Consider the following 15,128-nt stretch of genomic DNA (forward strand, 5'->3'; position numbering starts at 1 on the left):
TGGCATACGACACAATGCTGCCGGAGGTAAGTAATAACAATGGCTTTGGAACCTTACCGTCGGCTGCTGGCCGTCCCGGGTGTGCGCTCGCTGCTGCTGGTGGGAATGCTCGCGCGCATCCCCTCGACCGCGGTCGCCATCACGTTGACGATGCACGTCGTGCGGGAGCTCGACCTGGGGTACGGCGCGGCCGGCCTGGTGACGGCGGCCGCCACGGCGGGGATGGCCGTCGGCTCCCCGCTGGCGGGAAGGTTCGTCGACCGGCGCGGCCTGCGGCCGGTGCTGGCGGTGACGACCCTCGCCCAGCTCGCCTTCTGGTCCACCGCGTGGGCGATGCCGTTCCCGGTGCTGCTGGCGGCCGCGGTTCCCGCGGGCCTGCTGAGCCTGCCGGTGTTCAGCGTGATCCGGCAGTGTCTCGCCGCGCTGGTCCCGGTCGAACAGCGCCGGCTGGGCTTCTCCCTCGACTCGATGATCGTCGAGCTCTCCTACATGGCCGGGCCCGCGCTGGCGATCGCCGGGGTGACGGCCCTGGGCAGTATCCCGACCATGGGCCTGGTCGCGCTCGGCCTGGTCGCCTCCGGGACGGCGCTCTTCGCGCTGAACCCGCCCATCCGCTCCGCCGACGAGCTCAAGGAGCCCGCCGGGAAGGTCTCGCGGCGCCAGTGGCTCACCCCGGCCATGCTCGGCCTGCTGGGCATGACGGCCGCGGCGACCTTCGTGCTGGCCGCCACCGAGCTCTCCCTGGTGGCGACGATGGAGCGAGCCGGCGACACCGCGTGGATCGGCCTCGCCATCGCCCTGTGGTGCGCCTACTCGCTGCTCGGCGGCTTCGTGTACGGCATGCTGCCCCGGGGCCTGTCGCCGCTGGTCCTGATCGGCGCCATGGGGCTGCTGACCGTTCCCGTCGGGCTGGTGGGCGGCGGCTGGCACTGGCTGATCCTGGCCGTGCTGCCGGCCGGCGTGCTGTGCGCCCCGGCGCTGTCCGCCACGGTCGACACGGTGAGCCGCTGGGTTCCCGCCGGGGCGCGCGGCGAGGCGATGGGCCTGCACGGCACGGCGCTGCTCATCGGGGGCGGCATCTCGTCGCCGATCGCCGGTGCGGTCATCGACGGCCCCGGCCCCGGCTGGGCCTTCGCCGCCGCCGGGGCGATCTGCGTGGTGATGGTGCTGGTCGCCCTGCCGTTCTGGCGGCGTACGGAAACCCCGGCCGAGGAGACGGTCCCGGCCGCCGCCTGAGGGCGGGGACGCGGGGGGCGCCGGAGCCGTTGGCGGCCGAGTCGTCCGGCGGGCCTCGGCGCGCCGGCGCGGTGGACCTCACCGCCTTGCTCCCGCGCCTGGCCGGCCCGGGGGAACGCGGGTCAGGCGCAGCTCGTGCGCGCCGTCCGCGCGGGTCATCTCGTAGTAGAGCCGCCACTCGCCGTCGACGACCAGGGCGTCGAGGTAGCGCACCGAGCCGGAGGCGTGCGGCGCGGTGACCCACGGCCCGTCGTCCGAGAGCCGGTGCCAGGTGAACAGGTCGGCCGAGACGGCGATCCCGCACCGCTCCTCGTAGTTCTCCTCATGCGAGGCCGAGCCGTCGTAGAAGCCGACGTATCCGCCCTGGACCGGGACGACGCTGTTCAGGCGGGCCTGGTAGCGGTTCCAGCCCTCGCCCACCGGCAGGACCGTGCCGTGCCAGGTGAACGTCTCGCCGTCCAGGCTGGTGGCCAGGCCGGTGGGATGGGTGGTGGCGCCGACGTTGTAGATGTCGCCGGTGCTGTGCGCCTCGGGGGCCGGGCCGGTCAGCGGCTCGGCGTAGCTGGCGAACAGGTACGTCACCGGCCCGACCCGCATGACGTACGGGTCCTTGACGCCTTCGGTGCCGGTCGAGGCCGCGGTCAGCACCGGGCGGCGGGTGGCGATGTCGAACTTCGACGGGTCCTCGGCGGTCAGCGCGTCGATGCGCCACCGGTTGTCCGCCGGGTCCACGTACGAGATGAACAGCCGGAACCCGCCGTCGTCCGTCGGCGTGAGGCAGAAGCGCTCCATCGAGGAGCTGCCGAGCTCGTCCTTGTGCACCGACCAGACGTCGGTGAAGCCGACGCCGTCCTCGCTGACGGCCACGGCGCAGCGCCAGCCCCGCTCGGTTTCGGCGCCGCGGGGGCGGCGCCGGCGGTAGGTGAGCCAGTACCGTTCGCCGTCGTGCAGCACGCCCGCGCACCCGACCCAGTAACCGGGCTCGTTCTTCTCCGGGGTGAGCACCACCGTCCCGGCCGTCGGGTCGAACGGGGCAAGGGGCAGGTGGACGCGATGCAACGGAACTCCTCTATGCGTTGTAGAAAAGACGGTCCAGGGCGACGGCGGCGCTGCCGACGACGCCGGCGTCGGCGCCGAGCGATGAGCGCTCCACGCGGACCGTGTCACGCAGGATCGGGAACGCCTTGGCGCGCAGGGCGGCCCGGATCCTGTCGAAGATCTGCTCGGGGGCGGTGTCGAAGATGCCGCCGAGCAGGATCAGCTCCGGATTGAGCAGGTTCACCGCGCTGGCCAGCCCGGTGGCCAGGTGGTCCACCAGGTCGTCGAGGATCGGCACGGCGCGTGCGTCGCCCGCGCCGGCCAGCCCGGCCAGGTCGGCGAGCGGGCGGGCGGAGGCGCGGCCGAGCAGCATGGACAGCTGCTCGGTCAGGTACGGCTCGGAGACGATGGTCTCCAGGCAGCCGGTCGCGCCGCACACGCACGGGCGGCCCTTCTCCACCACCCGCAGGTGGCCCAGCTCGGTGACGCCGTAGGTGCCCGGCCGGAACGGCTGCCCGCCGATCACGACGCCCGCCCCCACGCCGGTGCGGACGTACACGAACAGGAGGGGGTCGGCGTCCCCGGTGTGGCCGTAGCGGGCCTCGGCGAGCGCCATCGAGCGCACGTTGTGGTCGACGACCGTCGGCACGCCCAGCGCGGACTCCAGCGGGTCGCTGAACGCCACGTCCCGCCAGCCCAGGTTCACCGACAGCACGTTGCGCCGATGGCCGGGGTCCACCGGACCCGGCGCCGCCACCCCGATGCCGAGCAGTCGTTCGCGCGGCAGCCCGGCGCGGTTCACCAGCTTGGCGACCGCTTCGGCGATCCGTGTCACGACCTGTCGGGGCGGGGTGCCCGCCGGGTCGAAGGAGAACGAGCCGGCGCGCCGGACCCTCGCCGTCAGGTCGCACAGCCCGAGCTGTACCGTACCGGCGCCCACCTGCACGCCCACGACGAACCGCGCGCCGGTGCGCAGGCGCACCCGGGTCGGCGGGCGGCCCACCCGGGTGCCGTCCCCTCCGGCCGCCTCCTCCACGACCACGCCCTCCTCCAGCAACTGGCCGACCACCTTGGTCATCGTGGTGGCCGACAGGCCGAGCCGGCGTGCCAGGTCGGAGCGGGGCTGCGGCCCTTCGTCGCGAAGGCTCTGCAGGACGAGGCGGCGGTGCAGCCGCCGGACGTCCTGCACGGGGGTACGTCTTTCGATCATCGTCACCCTCGGCCGGAGTTGCTAACTAAGGTTGAGAAATTAAAGCTCCGGGAATTTTCACGCGTCAACAGGCGTAATTCGACCGTTACCCGAGGTGCGGGGGTGCGGCTGCCCCGCGTCGACCTGCATCGATGTGCCGGGCCTGCCCGGCGCGGCCACGCGCCCCCGTGGCGCCGGCGTCATGCGAACACCGCCATGGCCCCGTCCGGCCCGCGGCACTTCCCGGGGTGCGCCGCCGGTCGTGAACGGGGCCGGCGGCCGGCCGGGGCGAGGGTGTGATCACTCGTCCGAGGCCCGCGGCCGCCGGTCCGTCCTGATGCTCTTCGTCTTCCCCGATGGCCGCCGCCGGTGACCTGCGTCCTCGGCGGCGGGGGGCGGGCGCGCGCCGGCCGGCCGTGCGACCCCGCCGATCGTGAAGACCCGTCAACGCCGAGGTGAATACGAAACGATACTGTTGCGTATCGGAAGGATTGCCGCTACGGTAGTGTTTCGAAACTATGGCGTATCGAAAAACGGGGTCCTCTGTGGAACAGCAACTCGGCCACCCGAGACGGTGGCAGATCCTGGGAGTGCTGGTGTTCAGCCTCCTGGCGGTCGTCCTCGACAACACGATTCTCAACGTCGCGCTGAAGACGATCGCCGATCCCGTGGAGGGCCTGGGGGCCACCCAGAGCGAGATGGAATGGGCGATCAACTCCTACACCCTCGTGTTCGCGGGCCTGCTGTTCACCTTCGGGGTGATCGGCGACCGGACCGGGCGCAAGCGGATGCTGATGATCGGCATGGTCCTCTTCGGCCTGGCCTCGCTGGCCAGCGCCTACGCCCAGGACCCCATGCAGCTCATCGTCGCCCGCGCCTTCATGGGCGTCGGCGGAGCCGCGATCATGCCGGCCACGCTGGCGATCATCTCCAACGTCTTCCCGCCCCAGGAGCGCGGGAAGGCGATCGGCGTCTGGGCCGGGGGCGTGGGCCTGGCCGTCGCGATCGGCCCGATCACCGGCGGCCTGCTCATCGAGCACTTCTGGTGGGGCTCCGTCTTCCTGATCAACCTGCCGATCGTGCTGATCAGCATGGTGCTCATCGGGCTCGTCGTGCCCGAGTCGCGCGACCCCAAGCCGTCCAGGCTCGACCCGGTCGGCGTCATCCTGTCCATCGTGGGCCTCGTCGCCCTCACGTACGGCATCATCCGGGGTGGTGAGCTGGCCACGGTCGCCAGCGCCGAGGTGCTCGTCCCGACGATCCTGGGCGTCGTGGTGCTCGCCGCCTTCGCCTGGTACGAGCGGCGCATCGACCACCCGGCCTTCGACGTCACCTACTTCCGCGACCCCCGCTTCGCCACCGCGGTCGGCATCGTCGGCCTGGTGTTCTTCGCGATGATGGGCGCGATGTTCTTCCTGGTCTTCTACCTCCAGATCGTGCTGGGCTTCAGCGCGCTGCAGGCCGGGGCCCTGATGATCCCGTTCGCCGCCGCCCAGCTCGTCTTCGCCCCGCTCAGCCAGCAGATGACCAGGCGCTTCGGCGGCAAGCTGACCGCCACCGTGAGCATGGTCGTCGTGGCCGGCGCGCTGGGCTCGTACGCGCTGATGGACGAGCACACCCCCGTGCTCGTGCTGGAGATCGTCTTCTTCGTCCAGGGCGCCGCGATGGCCAACATCATGCCGCCCGCGACCACCGCGATCATGGAGTCGCTGCCCAGGGAGAAGGCCGGCGTCGGCTCGGCCATGAGCAACACCGTCCGCCAGGTGGCGGGCGCGCTCGGCGTGGCGCTGCTCGGCTCGCTGCTCTCGGCCACCTACCGCGATGAGATCGCCCCCGCGCTGACCGCCCTGCCCGAGCAGCTCAAGCACATCGCGGGCGAGTCGCTGACCGGCACGCTCGGCGTGGCGCAGAGCCTCGGCGAGCGTGGCGCGGCGCTGATCGAGCCGGCCAAGCTGGCCTTCGTCGACGGCATGCACGTCACCGCCCTCGTCTCCGCCGCGATCGCGCTGGCCGGGGCCCTGGTGGTGTTCCGGTGGCTGCCCGGCAAGGCCGCCGAGGCCCTCGTCCCCGACGAGGGGAGCCGTGACAAGGAACCGGCAGTAGTGTAGGCATGCGATGACGACCACCGACGAGACGCAGACGGCCCGCCCCGCGGGCCGTCCCCGCAGCGCCAGGGCAGAGAAGGCGATCATCGAGGCGACCCTCGACCTGATCGGGGAGAGCAGCGGTATCGCCGACCTGTCCATCGAGGCCATCGCCGCTCGTGCGGGGGTCGGCAAGACCACGATCTACCGGCGCTGGTCCAACAAGGAGGACCTGCTCGTCGACGCGCTGGCCGCCCTCAAGTCGCCGCTGCCGCCGCCCAGGGGGGTCTCGGTCCGGGAAGACCTGATCGCCTACCTCCGGGTCTTCCAGCACGACGCGTGCGACGCGCGCAGCCGCTGCGTGATGAACATCGCGATGAACGAGGTCGAACGGCACCCCCGCCTGGTGGAGCGCATCCGCCAGGCGGCCATCGAACCCCGCAGGGCCGCGCTCACGGCTCTGCTGCGGCGCGGCGTCGCCACCGGCGAGCTCCGCGCCGACCTCGACATCCCCATCGCGATGGCGACCATCACCGGCACCATGATGTGGTACATCCGCAGCGTGGAGCCGAGCGAGCACGAGAACATCCCGGAGGAGCTCGCCGAGCGGATCGTCGACCACCTCCTGGCCGGCCTCGGCCCCCGCTGAGCCTCCTGCCCGGCCCGTCCGGCCGTTCGGCGGGTCACCCGCCGTCGCACCGGAAAAGCCGCGGAATCCGGCCGTCCGGAAGGCCGGGCCCGGGGCGGGGGAGATTCGTCAGGGGGCCGTCTCCCGCCAGCGGTTGGTGATGGGCAGGCGGCGGTCGCGGCCGAAGTTCTTGGGGGTGATCTTGGGGCCCGGCGGGTACTGGCGGCGCTTGTACTCGGCGAGGTCGACCAGGCGGATGACCCGGGCGACCAGGGCCGGGTCGTGGCCGGCGGCGACCAGCTCGGCCGAGCCCATGTCCTTCTCGACGTAGTCGTCCAGGAGCCGGTCCAGGATGTCGTACTCGGGCAGTGAGTCGGTGTCGCGCTGGTCGGGGCGGAGCTCCGCGCTGGGCTCCTTCTCGATGGAGTTCTCCGGGATCGGCGGGGTCGCGAATCCGTACAGGAAATCGCTCGACGTGCCCGCCTGGGCGTTGCGCCAGCGGGCCAGCTCCCAGACCAGGGTCTTGAGCACGTCCTTGATGGGCGCGAAGCCGCCGGCCGAGTCGCCGTAGAGGGTGGAGTAGCCGGTGGCCAGCTCGCTCTTGTTGCCGGTGGTCAGGACCAGGTGCCCCTCCTGGTTGGACAGGCCCATCAGGATCATGCCGCGCACCCGGGCCTGGAGGTTCTCCGCGGCCAGGCCCGACAGCTCGATCTCCTTCTCGAAGGCGTTCACGATGTCGGCGATGGGCGCGACGCGGGCGTTGATCCCCTGCCGGGCGACCAGCTCCTGGGCGTCGCCCAGCGAGTGGTCGGAGGAGTAGCGCGACGGCATCAGCACCGCGTGCACCCGCTCGGGGCCGATGGCGTCGGAGGCGATCGTGGCGGTCAGCGCCGAGTCGATGCCGCCGGACAGACCGAGGATGACGGACCGGAAGCCGTTCTTGGCGACGTAGTCGCGGACGGCGAGCACCAGCGCCGCGTAGACCTCGGCGGTGTCGTCGAGGTGCGGGGCGATGGCGGGGGGCTCCGGTTCGTACGGCTCGACGGGCGAGGCGGACAGCTCCAGCCGCTCCACGGTGATCACGGTGCCGTCGCCGGCGTCCACCTGGAACGTCCCGAGACCGCCGAACCGGGCCTCGGGCAGCTCCAGGTCGGTGACCAGCAGCTCCTCGGAGAACCGCGCGGCCCGCGCGATCAGCTCGCCGGAGGCGGAGACGACGACGGAGTCGCCGTCGAAGACCAGCTCGTCCTGGCCGCCGACCTGGTTGACGTAGGCGAGGGCGCACCCGGCCTCCTGGGCGCGCCGGGTGACCAGGGAGAACCGTACGTCGTCCTTGTCCCGCTCGTACGGGGAGGCGTTGGGCACCACCAGCAGCCCGGCGCCGGCCTCGGCCACCACCGCGACCGGGCCGCCCTCCTGCCACAGGTCCTCGCAGACCGCGATCGCGACGTCGACGCCATGCAGCCGGAAGATGGGCAGCCGGTCGCCGCGCACGAAGTAGCGGTACTCGTCGAAGACGCCGTAGTTCGGCAGATGGTGCTTGGCGGTCTTGGTGACCACCCGGCCCCGGTGGAGCAGCGCGGCCGCGTCGAGCGGGGCGCCCTTGGGCTGCCCCAGACGCGGCGCGAGGTTGGCCCGGTCGACGTAGCCGACGACCACGGGGAGGTCGCCGAGCCCCTCGTCGGCCAGCCGCCGCGCGACGTCCTCGACCGCGGCGATGGAGGCCTCCACGAAGGAGCTGCGCAGCACCAGGTCCTCGACGGGGTAGCCGGTCAGGAACATCTCGGTGAAGACCACCAGGTGCGCGCCGCGGTCGGCGGCGCGGCGGGTCCACTCGACGAGCTTGTCGGCGTTGGCCGCCAGGTCTCCGACGGCGGGGTTGGTCTGGGCCAGGGCGATGCGGAGTTGAGCCACGTGCCCATCTTATGGGGACACGACAGAGGCCATCGTCCAGGCGATCCTTACCAGATCGTTTTCATGACATATCCCGCAATAGCGGGATATGTCATTTCCTATCCTTCCCAGCCGTACGGGCCTGGGCCTACTCCAGCACGCCGACCAGGCCGAGGGCGCGGGCCCTGGCGGGCTCCGCCAGGCGCTGGAGCTCCTTGCCGGAGGCGGAGAGGACCACCAGCGTGTTGGCGGTCGCGCCCTTGACGCGGACGGCGAGGCGGCCGTCGCGGAGGTAGCGGGCGCCCAGCAGCCGGCCCTTGACGGGGATGGCGATCTTCTTGCCCGTCCTGGTGTCGTGGATCGACGGGGTGAACGTCAGCGGCCAGGAGCCGTCGCCGCCGGGGGCGTTCGCGCCGATGGCGTTGACCACGACCCTGCGGGCGTCGGGAGACAGGCTCTCCACGTGGTTGGCGAGCTTGATGCCGGGGACGCGGCCGGAGACGCGCGTCCGGGTGTCCAGGAGATGGACGCCGTCGGTGTCACCGGCGTACCCGGCGAGCGTCCGGCCGTCGGCGGACCAGGTCAGGTGGCAGGGCCCGAGGGTCTTGCCGGCGTCGGACCGGCCCTTGCCGTCGGAGCCGACCACCGCCACGGTCGTGGCGGTGGTGCCGCCCTTGACCGGGTACACCAGGCGCCTGCCGTCGGCCGTCCAGGCGGGGGTCAGGCAGGGGCCGCCGTAGGCGGCGTCCTTGGCGATCACTTTGTCCGCGCTCCCGGCCCTGACGTGCAGGCGGCCCTTGTCGTCGATCCAGGCGACCCTGAGGCCGTCCGGCGCCACCGCGAACTGCCCGGCGAAGCCGGCGCCGCCGACGGTATGGCGGGTCCAGCCACCCCGGTGGGCCTGCACCTCGACGCCGCCGCCCCGGTAGCCGAAATAGACGGCGCCCGCGACGGGAGCCGTCCGGTACGAGGCCGGCGCGGCGGGTCCGGCGGGCGCGGCGGCGAGGGCGGGGGTGGCGGTGAGGGCGGCGGACACGGCGAGTGCGGCGCCGGCGGCCAAGGCCCGGTGCTTCAAGGAGATCTCCTCAGATGAGTTTCCAACGCATGGTTAGAGCCCTGAGCAGTGGAGAAGGTTTACACGCGGCCGGCCGGGACGGGGGAGGCCTCCGGCGGAGGGGCGGGGGGCGGAACGGAGGGAAGCGGCAGTACGGCCTCCACCACCGTGCCACCCCCGGGGGCCGGGCCGATCACGCAGGTGCCGCCGAGCTCGGCGGCCCGCTCGCGCATCGACACCAGCCCGATTCCCGAGCGCGGGCCCTCGGGCAGCCCGTGCCCGTCGTCCTGGACACGCACCACCAGCGACTCCCCGCGCACCAGCGAGATCACCGCGGAGCGGGCCCCGGCGTGCTTGCGGACGTTGGTGAGCGCCTCCTGCGCGATCCGGTAGGCGGCCACCTCGACCGCCGCGGGCAGGTTCGCCAGGTCGCCCTCGATCTCGACGGCGACCCGGGGCGTACCCTCGACGGCCAGTGCCCGTACGGCCCCGGCCAGGCCGAGGTCGTCGAGGGTCGGCGGGCGCAGGCCGTACACCAGCTCCCGGATCTCCTGGCTGACCGCGTCCATCCCGCTGCGCAGCTCCAGCAGGAGCCGGTCGGCCGAGGCGGGGGCGGTGCGCAGGCTGATCCTGGCCATGTTGATCGACATCGCCATGTCGGTCAGCGCGTGGCCGAGCCCGTCGTGCAGGTCCCGGCGCAGGCGACGGCGCTCCTCCTCGCGGGCGGCGAGGATGCGCTCCCGGGAGCGCTGCAGGTCGGCGGTCATCCGCACCGCGTGCGCCACGTCGGCGACGTACGGGGTGGCGACGGCGATCAGACGGTCGTTGTGCGCCGCGGCGAACCTGCGGGGGCCGGGGGAGCCGAGGAGCAGCCGCCCGACCGGCTCGCCGTGCCAGACCAGCGGTATCTCGCGTGGCGCCGGGTTCAGCAGGCCGACCTGTACCTGCCGGGCACCGGGCTCGTACACCTCGACCGCGACCCCGGTGACGCTCAGCCCGTCCTTGACCACCGCGGCGACGGCGGCCAGCGCGTTGGCCGGCTCGGTGTCGCGGACCTCCCTGGCCAGGCGGGCGGCGAACGCCCGCGGGTCACCGTGCGTGCCGTACATGAGCCGGTCCACCAGGGTCCGGAGCCGCTGCCGGAGCGGGTGGAAGATCACTCCGGCGAACAGGGCCGCCACCAGGCCACCGATCCGGTCGTAGCCCGACAGCGCCAGCCCGGCGACCGCGCCGACCGCGTAGACGGCGCTGATGATGGTGATCAGCCCGGCGGCGACGAAGGTGCGGCTGACCACGGTGTCGATGCCGTAGAGCCGGTAGCGCATCGCGGAGAAGGCGATGGACAGCGGGAGCATCACCGACCAGAGCGTGCCCACCAGCCACATCTCCTGCCCGAGGAGCAGGAACGCGATGTGGACCGCGAAGGCGCTCAGCGGCCAGGCGATCTGGCGGCGGAGCACCGGCCCGGCCCGCCGGAAGCGCAGGACCAGGGAGACCAGGGCGATGACCGCGAGGCCGACGATCGCCTGGCTCGTGCTGTGGTGCACCGGGGTGGCGTAGGGGGCGAAGGCGTCCACCCCGAGCGGGTTGGGGATGACCCTGGGCCAGGGATACTGCGTGTAGCCCGCCGCGGAGCGGAAGGTGGCGTTCACGATGCCCACGGCCATCATGATCACGGTCAGCGCCACCACCGGCCGCCAGCGCCGCGAGGGCAGCCGGCCGTCGGGGGAGAAGAGCGGGAGCAGGACCGTCAGAAACCCTCCGCCGATCATCCAGCCCGGGATCACCCCCAGGCGGAGATATCCGGCCAGGACCACGTCGCCGGCGGCCGCCGCGCGGAGCATCGTCATGTTGGTGAACACGTAGAGCGCGCAGCCCAGCCCGCCGAAGTACATCAGCCGGGCCGGGATCCGGGGCGCGCCGCGGAACAGCAGGAACGCACCCACCGCCGGGAAGGCGATCCCGGCCACGAGGTCGGGCGTGGCGCTGACCTCCCGGGACCACTCGGGCGGCAGGTCCATGAAGATCATGAGCCCGGTCACGGTGAGCGCCGCCGAGACGACGGCCGTCGCGACCATGGCGAACCGCAGCGGCACGCCGACCGGCCGGGGCGTGAGCGGCGTGGCGGGCTGCGGCGCGGTCACGGTGACCGCGCCGACGGCCCGCCGGGGCACGCCGTCCGCGCCGGCGAGCACCCGGATGCGGTCGCGCATCCGCGTGTCCATCCCTACCTGCCCATGTCACCGGGGTTGACCAGGCCCGACTCGTACGCGACGACGACGAGCTGGGCCCGGTCGAACAGCCCCAGGTGGTCCAGCAGCTTGACCACCGACTGCGAGACCGACCGCTCGGAGACCGACAGGGTCGCCGCGATCTGCCGGTTGGTCAGCCCCCGGGCCACCAGCTTCATCAGGTCCAGGTCGGCGTCGCCGAGACCGGCCAGGCGGGGCGGGGCGGCCGGGTTGGCGTGCCCGGCGAAGGCCGCGATCAGCCGGGTGGTGACGGCCGGGTCGATCAGCGCGTCACCGGCCTGCGCGGCCCGTATCGCGGTGATGAGCTGCTCGGGCGCCGAGGTCTTGAGCACGAAGCCGCTCACCCCGGCCCGCAGCGCCGCGTAGAGGTTGTCGTCCGTGCCGAAGGTGGTCATCATGATGACCTTCGGCGGCGCGTCGTCGGCCAGGATCCGCCGGGCCGCGGTCAGCCCGTCCAGCCGGGGCATCTGGATGTCCATCAGCACCAGGTCGGGTGAGGTCTCCCGGACGACCGTGATCGCCTGCTCGCCGTTCTCCGCCTCGCCGACGAGTTCGAAACCGGGTTCGCTGTCCAGCACCACGCGCAGGCCGGTGCGGACCAGCGCCTGGTCGTCGACGATCACGATCCGCACCCCCGGCAGGGCAGGCGCCTGCTCGTCGGCCGCGGCGGCGCGCGGGGGCGCGGGTTCGGCCGGCCGCGCGGTCACCGCCCCGGCGGGCGGGTCGAGGTGGACCGCCTGGGCGAGCATGTCGGACTCCAGGCGCTGCAAGGTGGCGCTGAGGTCGAGGCCGAGCTCGTCGCGGAGCATCGTCCTGGCCCGGCGGAGCGCCCCGAGCGCGTCGCCCTGCCTGCCGTTGCGGTACAGGGCCAGGGCGAGCAGCCGCCAGGCCTCCTCGCGCAGCGGGTGGGCCGAGGCGTGCGCCTCCAGGTCGGGGACCAGGGCACCGGAGTGCCCGAGTACGAGCCCCGCGTCGGCGCGGCGCTCGACCGCGATCAGCCGCAGCTCCTCCAACCGGCCCGCCTCGGTCACCGCCCACGGCAGGTCGGAGAACTCGGCCAGCGCGGGCCCCCGCCACAACGCGAGGGCGGCGTCCAGCCGCTCCCACATCTCGGCCGGCGTGCCTTCGGTCTTGACCGCGCTCTCGAATCTCCAGGCGTCGACCTGGCCGGTGGAGGCACGCAGCGCGTATCCCGGCGGGGCGGAGACCAGAACCTCGGCCTCCTCGCGCGGGGCGCGGCCGGGCTCCAGGGCACGCCGCAGACGCGAGACGTATCCCTGGATCGTGGACAGGGCCTGGGTGGGCGGCTCGCCGGGCCAGAGTTCGTCGATGAGCGTGCTCACCGGGACGGCCCGGCCGCCGGCCACCAGGAGCCGGGCCAGCACCGCCATCTGGCGTTGACCTCCGAGGTCGAGCACCGCGTCGCCGTGGCACGCCTGGAATGGCCCGAGAGCGTGAAATGTCAGCATTGCAGGCGTAAGGGTAGAGCTACCTGGGTCAACGTCATAGAGCGATACCCACCATCGTTCGCAGGCTGTAAGAAATCATCGGGGGTCAGATCTCTACATTCAAGTTGACCGGAAGTACCGCTTCAACCACCGTGCCCCCTTCGGGGGGCGATGTGATTATGCAGGTTCCACCCAGTTCGGCGGCGCGCTCGCGCATCGACGCCAGGCCGATCCCCGAACGCCGGTCGGCCGGGATACCGATCCCGTCGTCGCTCACCCGGACCGCCAGGTCGTTCTCGCCGCGCTCCAGCGAGACCCGCACCGTCCCGGCCCCGGCGTGCTTGCGGACGTTGGTCAGCGCCTCCTGGACGATCCGGTACGCGGCCACCTCGGCCGCCGCGGGCAGTCCCGCGAGGTCGCCCCTGACCTCGACCGCGACACCGGGGCCCGCCATCTCCGCCACCGCCCCGGCCAGCCCGAGGTCGTCCAGGGCGGGCGGGCGCAGGCCGTAGACCAGATGCCTGATGTCGCTGGTGACGCTGTCCATGCCCACGCGCAGCTCGGTCAGCAGGCGCTCGGCGATGTCGGGCGAGGCGTGCAGGGAGTGCCGGGCCGCGTTGATCGACATCGCCATGCCGCTGAGCGACTGGCCGAGACCGTCGTGCAGGTCACGGCGGAGGCGCCGGCGCTCCTCCTCGCGGGTGGTGACGATCCGCTCGCGGGAGCGTCGCAGCGCGCCGACCAGCCGGACCGCGTGGGCGGCGTCGGCCACGTAGGGTGTGAGCGCGGCGATGACCCGCTCGTTGTGCGCCGCGGGCAGGCGCCTGGCCCCGGGCGGGCCGATGAGCAGACGGCCGACGGGCTCCCCGTGCCACACCAGGCGGACCTCGCGGACCACCTCGTCCAGCGTGCCCGCCACGGTCTCCTCCGGCCAGTCGTCCTTGAAGCGCACGCCGGTCCCGGTGACCCCGAGCCCCTCGCGGAGTACGTCCAGGGTGGCGACCAGCCCGCCCACCGGGTCGGTCCGCTGCAGCCGCCGCCGCAGCTCCTCGGCCAGCGCCACCGGATCACCCTTGCTGCCGTAGAGCAGGCGGTCGGCGGCGCGCTGGAGCAGCCGCCGCAGCGGGTGGAAGAACGCCCCCGCGCAGAGCGCCGCGATCAGGCCGCCGACCGGGTCCACGCCGGACAGGAACAGGCTGGAGGCGGCGCCCGCCGCCACGTACACGCCGCCGATCACACCGACCAGCCCCGCCCCGACCAGGGTTCTGGTGATGAGCGTGTCGATCCCGTACAACCGGTGCCGCAGCACGGAGAAGGTGATCGCGGCCGGGACGAGCGGGATGGTGAACGAGGCCAGCCACCACACCGGGTTGCCGATCACCCCGGGGACGATGACGGTGGCGATCGCGATCAGCGGCCAGAGGATCTGCCTGCGCTCCTCGGTGCTCGCCCGCCGGAACCGCACGGCCAGCGAGACGAAGGCCAGGATGATGGCGGCGTTGATGAGCTGGTCCAGGACGAGTTGCAGCCGGTAGCGGGGCGAGTCCCAGCCCGGCTGGTCGTAGGGCAGGAACTCCGCGCGGAGCGTGGCGGCGGTCAGCAGCGCGACCGCGACCCAGGGCAGCGGGCGCCAGCGCGGCGAGGGCAGCCTGCCGTCCGGGTAGAGCAGCGGCAGCAGCACGGTCATGAACAGGACGGTCAGCCTCCAGCTCACGTCGACGACCGTCCAGATCGCGTCGGGCAGGAATATCCATTCCTGTCTCGTGTCGAGGGCCGCGAGGTTCATCGTGAGGCTGTTCAGCGCCGAGCACAGCCCGCCCAGGCAGAGCAGCCAGCCGATGACCAGGCGGGGACGCTGGAAGACCAGCAGCGCGCCGAGGATGGGGAACGCGGTGCCGGCCACGTCCTCCGGCGCGAACGGCAGGGGCGTGTAGGAGGGCTGCGGCAGCTGGGCGGTGACCCAGATGTTGACGGACTCCATGGCCACCGACACGGTGGCGATCAGTACCGCGGCGATCCGTGCCTGTACAGGCGACGGCGTGGGGAACAGCCGGTTCAGCCCGCGCATCGCCTCGGCCCTTTCATGTCGTGCTTAAAGGGACTTTAACCGGTTTAAGCCACAAACTTATCAATGAGCGATCAACGGGGAGTGGATCCCGCACGTCGGCGAGGGGACGGCCGATCGTGAGCACGCCTGCCGCGGCCACCGGACCGGCGGCGCCGGCGGCCGTCCGGCGCGCGGCTCCCGGGGGACCGACCGGGAACGACGGCCGGCGGCGTTCGGGCACGGCTCTCCTCGAACGCCG

Annotated in this window: 10 protein-coding genes; 3 read left to right on the forward strand and 7 right to left on the reverse strand. The window is 72.6% G+C overall.

Going from position 1 to position 15,128, the window contains the following annotated elements; genetic code table 11:
* Positions 1-39 precede the first annotated feature (39 nt).
* Positions 40-1,236: an MFS transporter gene (locus tag ABD841_RS04565; protein WP_344968148.1), complete on the forward strand. Its 1,197-nt coding sequence runs from the start codon at positions 40-42 to the stop codon at positions 1,234-1,236.
* A gap of 78 nt (positions 1,237-1,314) precedes the next feature.
* Here ABD841_RS04565 and ABD841_RS04570 read toward each other — a convergent pair whose 3' ends face one another.
* Together ABD841_RS04570 and ABD841_RS04575 are read right to left on the reverse strand one after the other, a co-directional pair.
* Positions 1,315-2,295 (reverse strand): glycoside hydrolase family protein, encoded by a 981-nt coding sequence (locus tag ABD841_RS04570; RefSeq protein WP_344968150.1) that lies wholly within the window; start codon positions 2,293-2,295, stop codon positions 1,315-1,317.
* A 10-nt stretch (positions 2,296-2,305) separates the two neighbouring features.
* Positions 2,306-3,484, reverse strand: a complete 1,179-nt coding sequence (locus ABD841_RS04575; RefSeq protein WP_344968152.1) for an ROK family transcriptional regulator — start codon at positions 3,482-3,484, stop codon at positions 2,306-2,308.
* Positions 3,485-4,008: 524 nt separating this feature from the next.
* Here ABD841_RS04575 and ABD841_RS04580 point away from each other — a divergent pair.
* Entirely contained in the window at positions 4,009-5,571 is a 1,563-nt protein-coding gene (locus ABD841_RS04580) for an MFS transporter (protein WP_344968154.1), read from the forward strand.
* A 7-nt stretch (positions 5,572-5,578) separates the two neighbouring features.
* A complete protein-coding gene (locus tag ABD841_RS04585; protein WP_344968156.1) occupies positions 5,579-6,196 on the forward strand; it encodes a TetR/AcrR family transcriptional regulator in 618 nt (205 codons plus the stop codon).
* 108 nt (positions 6,197-6,304) lie between these two features.
* Here ABD841_RS04585 and ABD841_RS04590 read toward each other — a convergent pair whose 3' ends face one another.
* From ABD841_RS04590 to ABD841_RS04610, 5 genes are all read right to left on the reverse strand, one after another.
* Positions 6,305-8,089 carry an NAD+ synthase gene (locus tag ABD841_RS04590; protein ID WP_344968158.1) on the reverse strand — a complete coding sequence of 595 codons (1,785 nt, stop codon included), beginning with the start codon at positions 8,087-8,089 and terminating at the stop codon, positions 6,305-6,307.
* A gap of 127 nt (positions 8,090-8,216) precedes the next feature.
* The gene (locus ABD841_RS04595; protein WP_344968160.1) at positions 8,217-9,143 is read right to left on the reverse strand and encodes a TolB family protein; all 927 of its coding nucleotides are present in this window, start codon (positions 9,141-9,143) and stop codon (positions 8,217-8,219) included.
* Positions 9,144-9,202: 59 nt separating this feature from the next.
* Positions 9,203-11,335 (reverse strand): sensor histidine kinase, encoded by a 2,133-nt coding sequence (locus tag ABD841_RS04600; protein ID WP_344968162.1) that lies wholly within the window; start codon positions 11,333-11,335, stop codon positions 9,203-9,205.
* Positions 11,336-11,349: 14 nt separating this feature from the next.
* On the reverse strand, positions 11,350-12,843 hold the full coding sequence (locus ABD841_RS04605; RefSeq protein WP_344968163.1) for a BTAD domain-containing putative transcriptional regulator: 1,494 nt from the start codon (positions 12,841-12,843) through the stop codon (positions 11,350-11,352).
* Between the two features lie 85 nt (positions 12,844-12,928).
* Positions 12,929-14,890: a sensor histidine kinase gene (locus ABD841_RS04610; protein WP_344968165.1), complete on the reverse strand. Its 1,962-nt coding sequence runs from the start codon at positions 14,888-14,890 to the stop codon at positions 12,929-12,931.
* Positions 14,891-15,128 lie beyond the last annotated feature (238 nt).

It is taken from the genome of Streptosporangium fragile, from assembly GCF_039534445.1.
Lineage (GTDB): Bacteria > Actinomycetota > Actinomycetes > Streptosporangiales > Streptosporangiaceae > Streptosporangium > Streptosporangium fragile.

Excerpts from the sequence above, each read along its gene's own strand:
- ABD841_RS04565 (WP_344968148.1), top strand. The coding sequence starts at position 40 with ATGGCTTTGGAACCTTACCGTCGGCTGCTGGCCGTCCCGGGTGTGCGC.
- ABD841_RS04575 (WP_344968152.1), bottom strand. The coding sequence starts at position 3,484 with ATGATCGAAAGACGTACCCCCGTGCAGGACGTCCGGCGGCTGCACCGC.
- ABD841_RS04585 (WP_344968156.1), top strand. The coding sequence starts at position 5,579 with ATGACGACCACCGACGAGACGCAGACGGCCCGCCCCGCGGGCCGTCCC.
- ABD841_RS04600 (WP_344968162.1), bottom strand. The coding sequence starts at position 11,335 with ATGCGCGACCGCATCCGGGTGCTCGCCGGCGCGGACGGCGTGCCCCGG.
- ABD841_RS04605 (WP_344968163.1), bottom strand. The coding sequence starts at position 12,843 with ATGCTGACATTTCACGCTCTCGGGCCATTCCAGGCGTGCCACGGCGAC.
- ABD841_RS04610 (WP_344968165.1), bottom strand. The coding sequence starts at position 14,890 with ATGCGCGGGCTGAACCGGCTGTTCCCCACGCCGTCGCCTGTACAGGCA.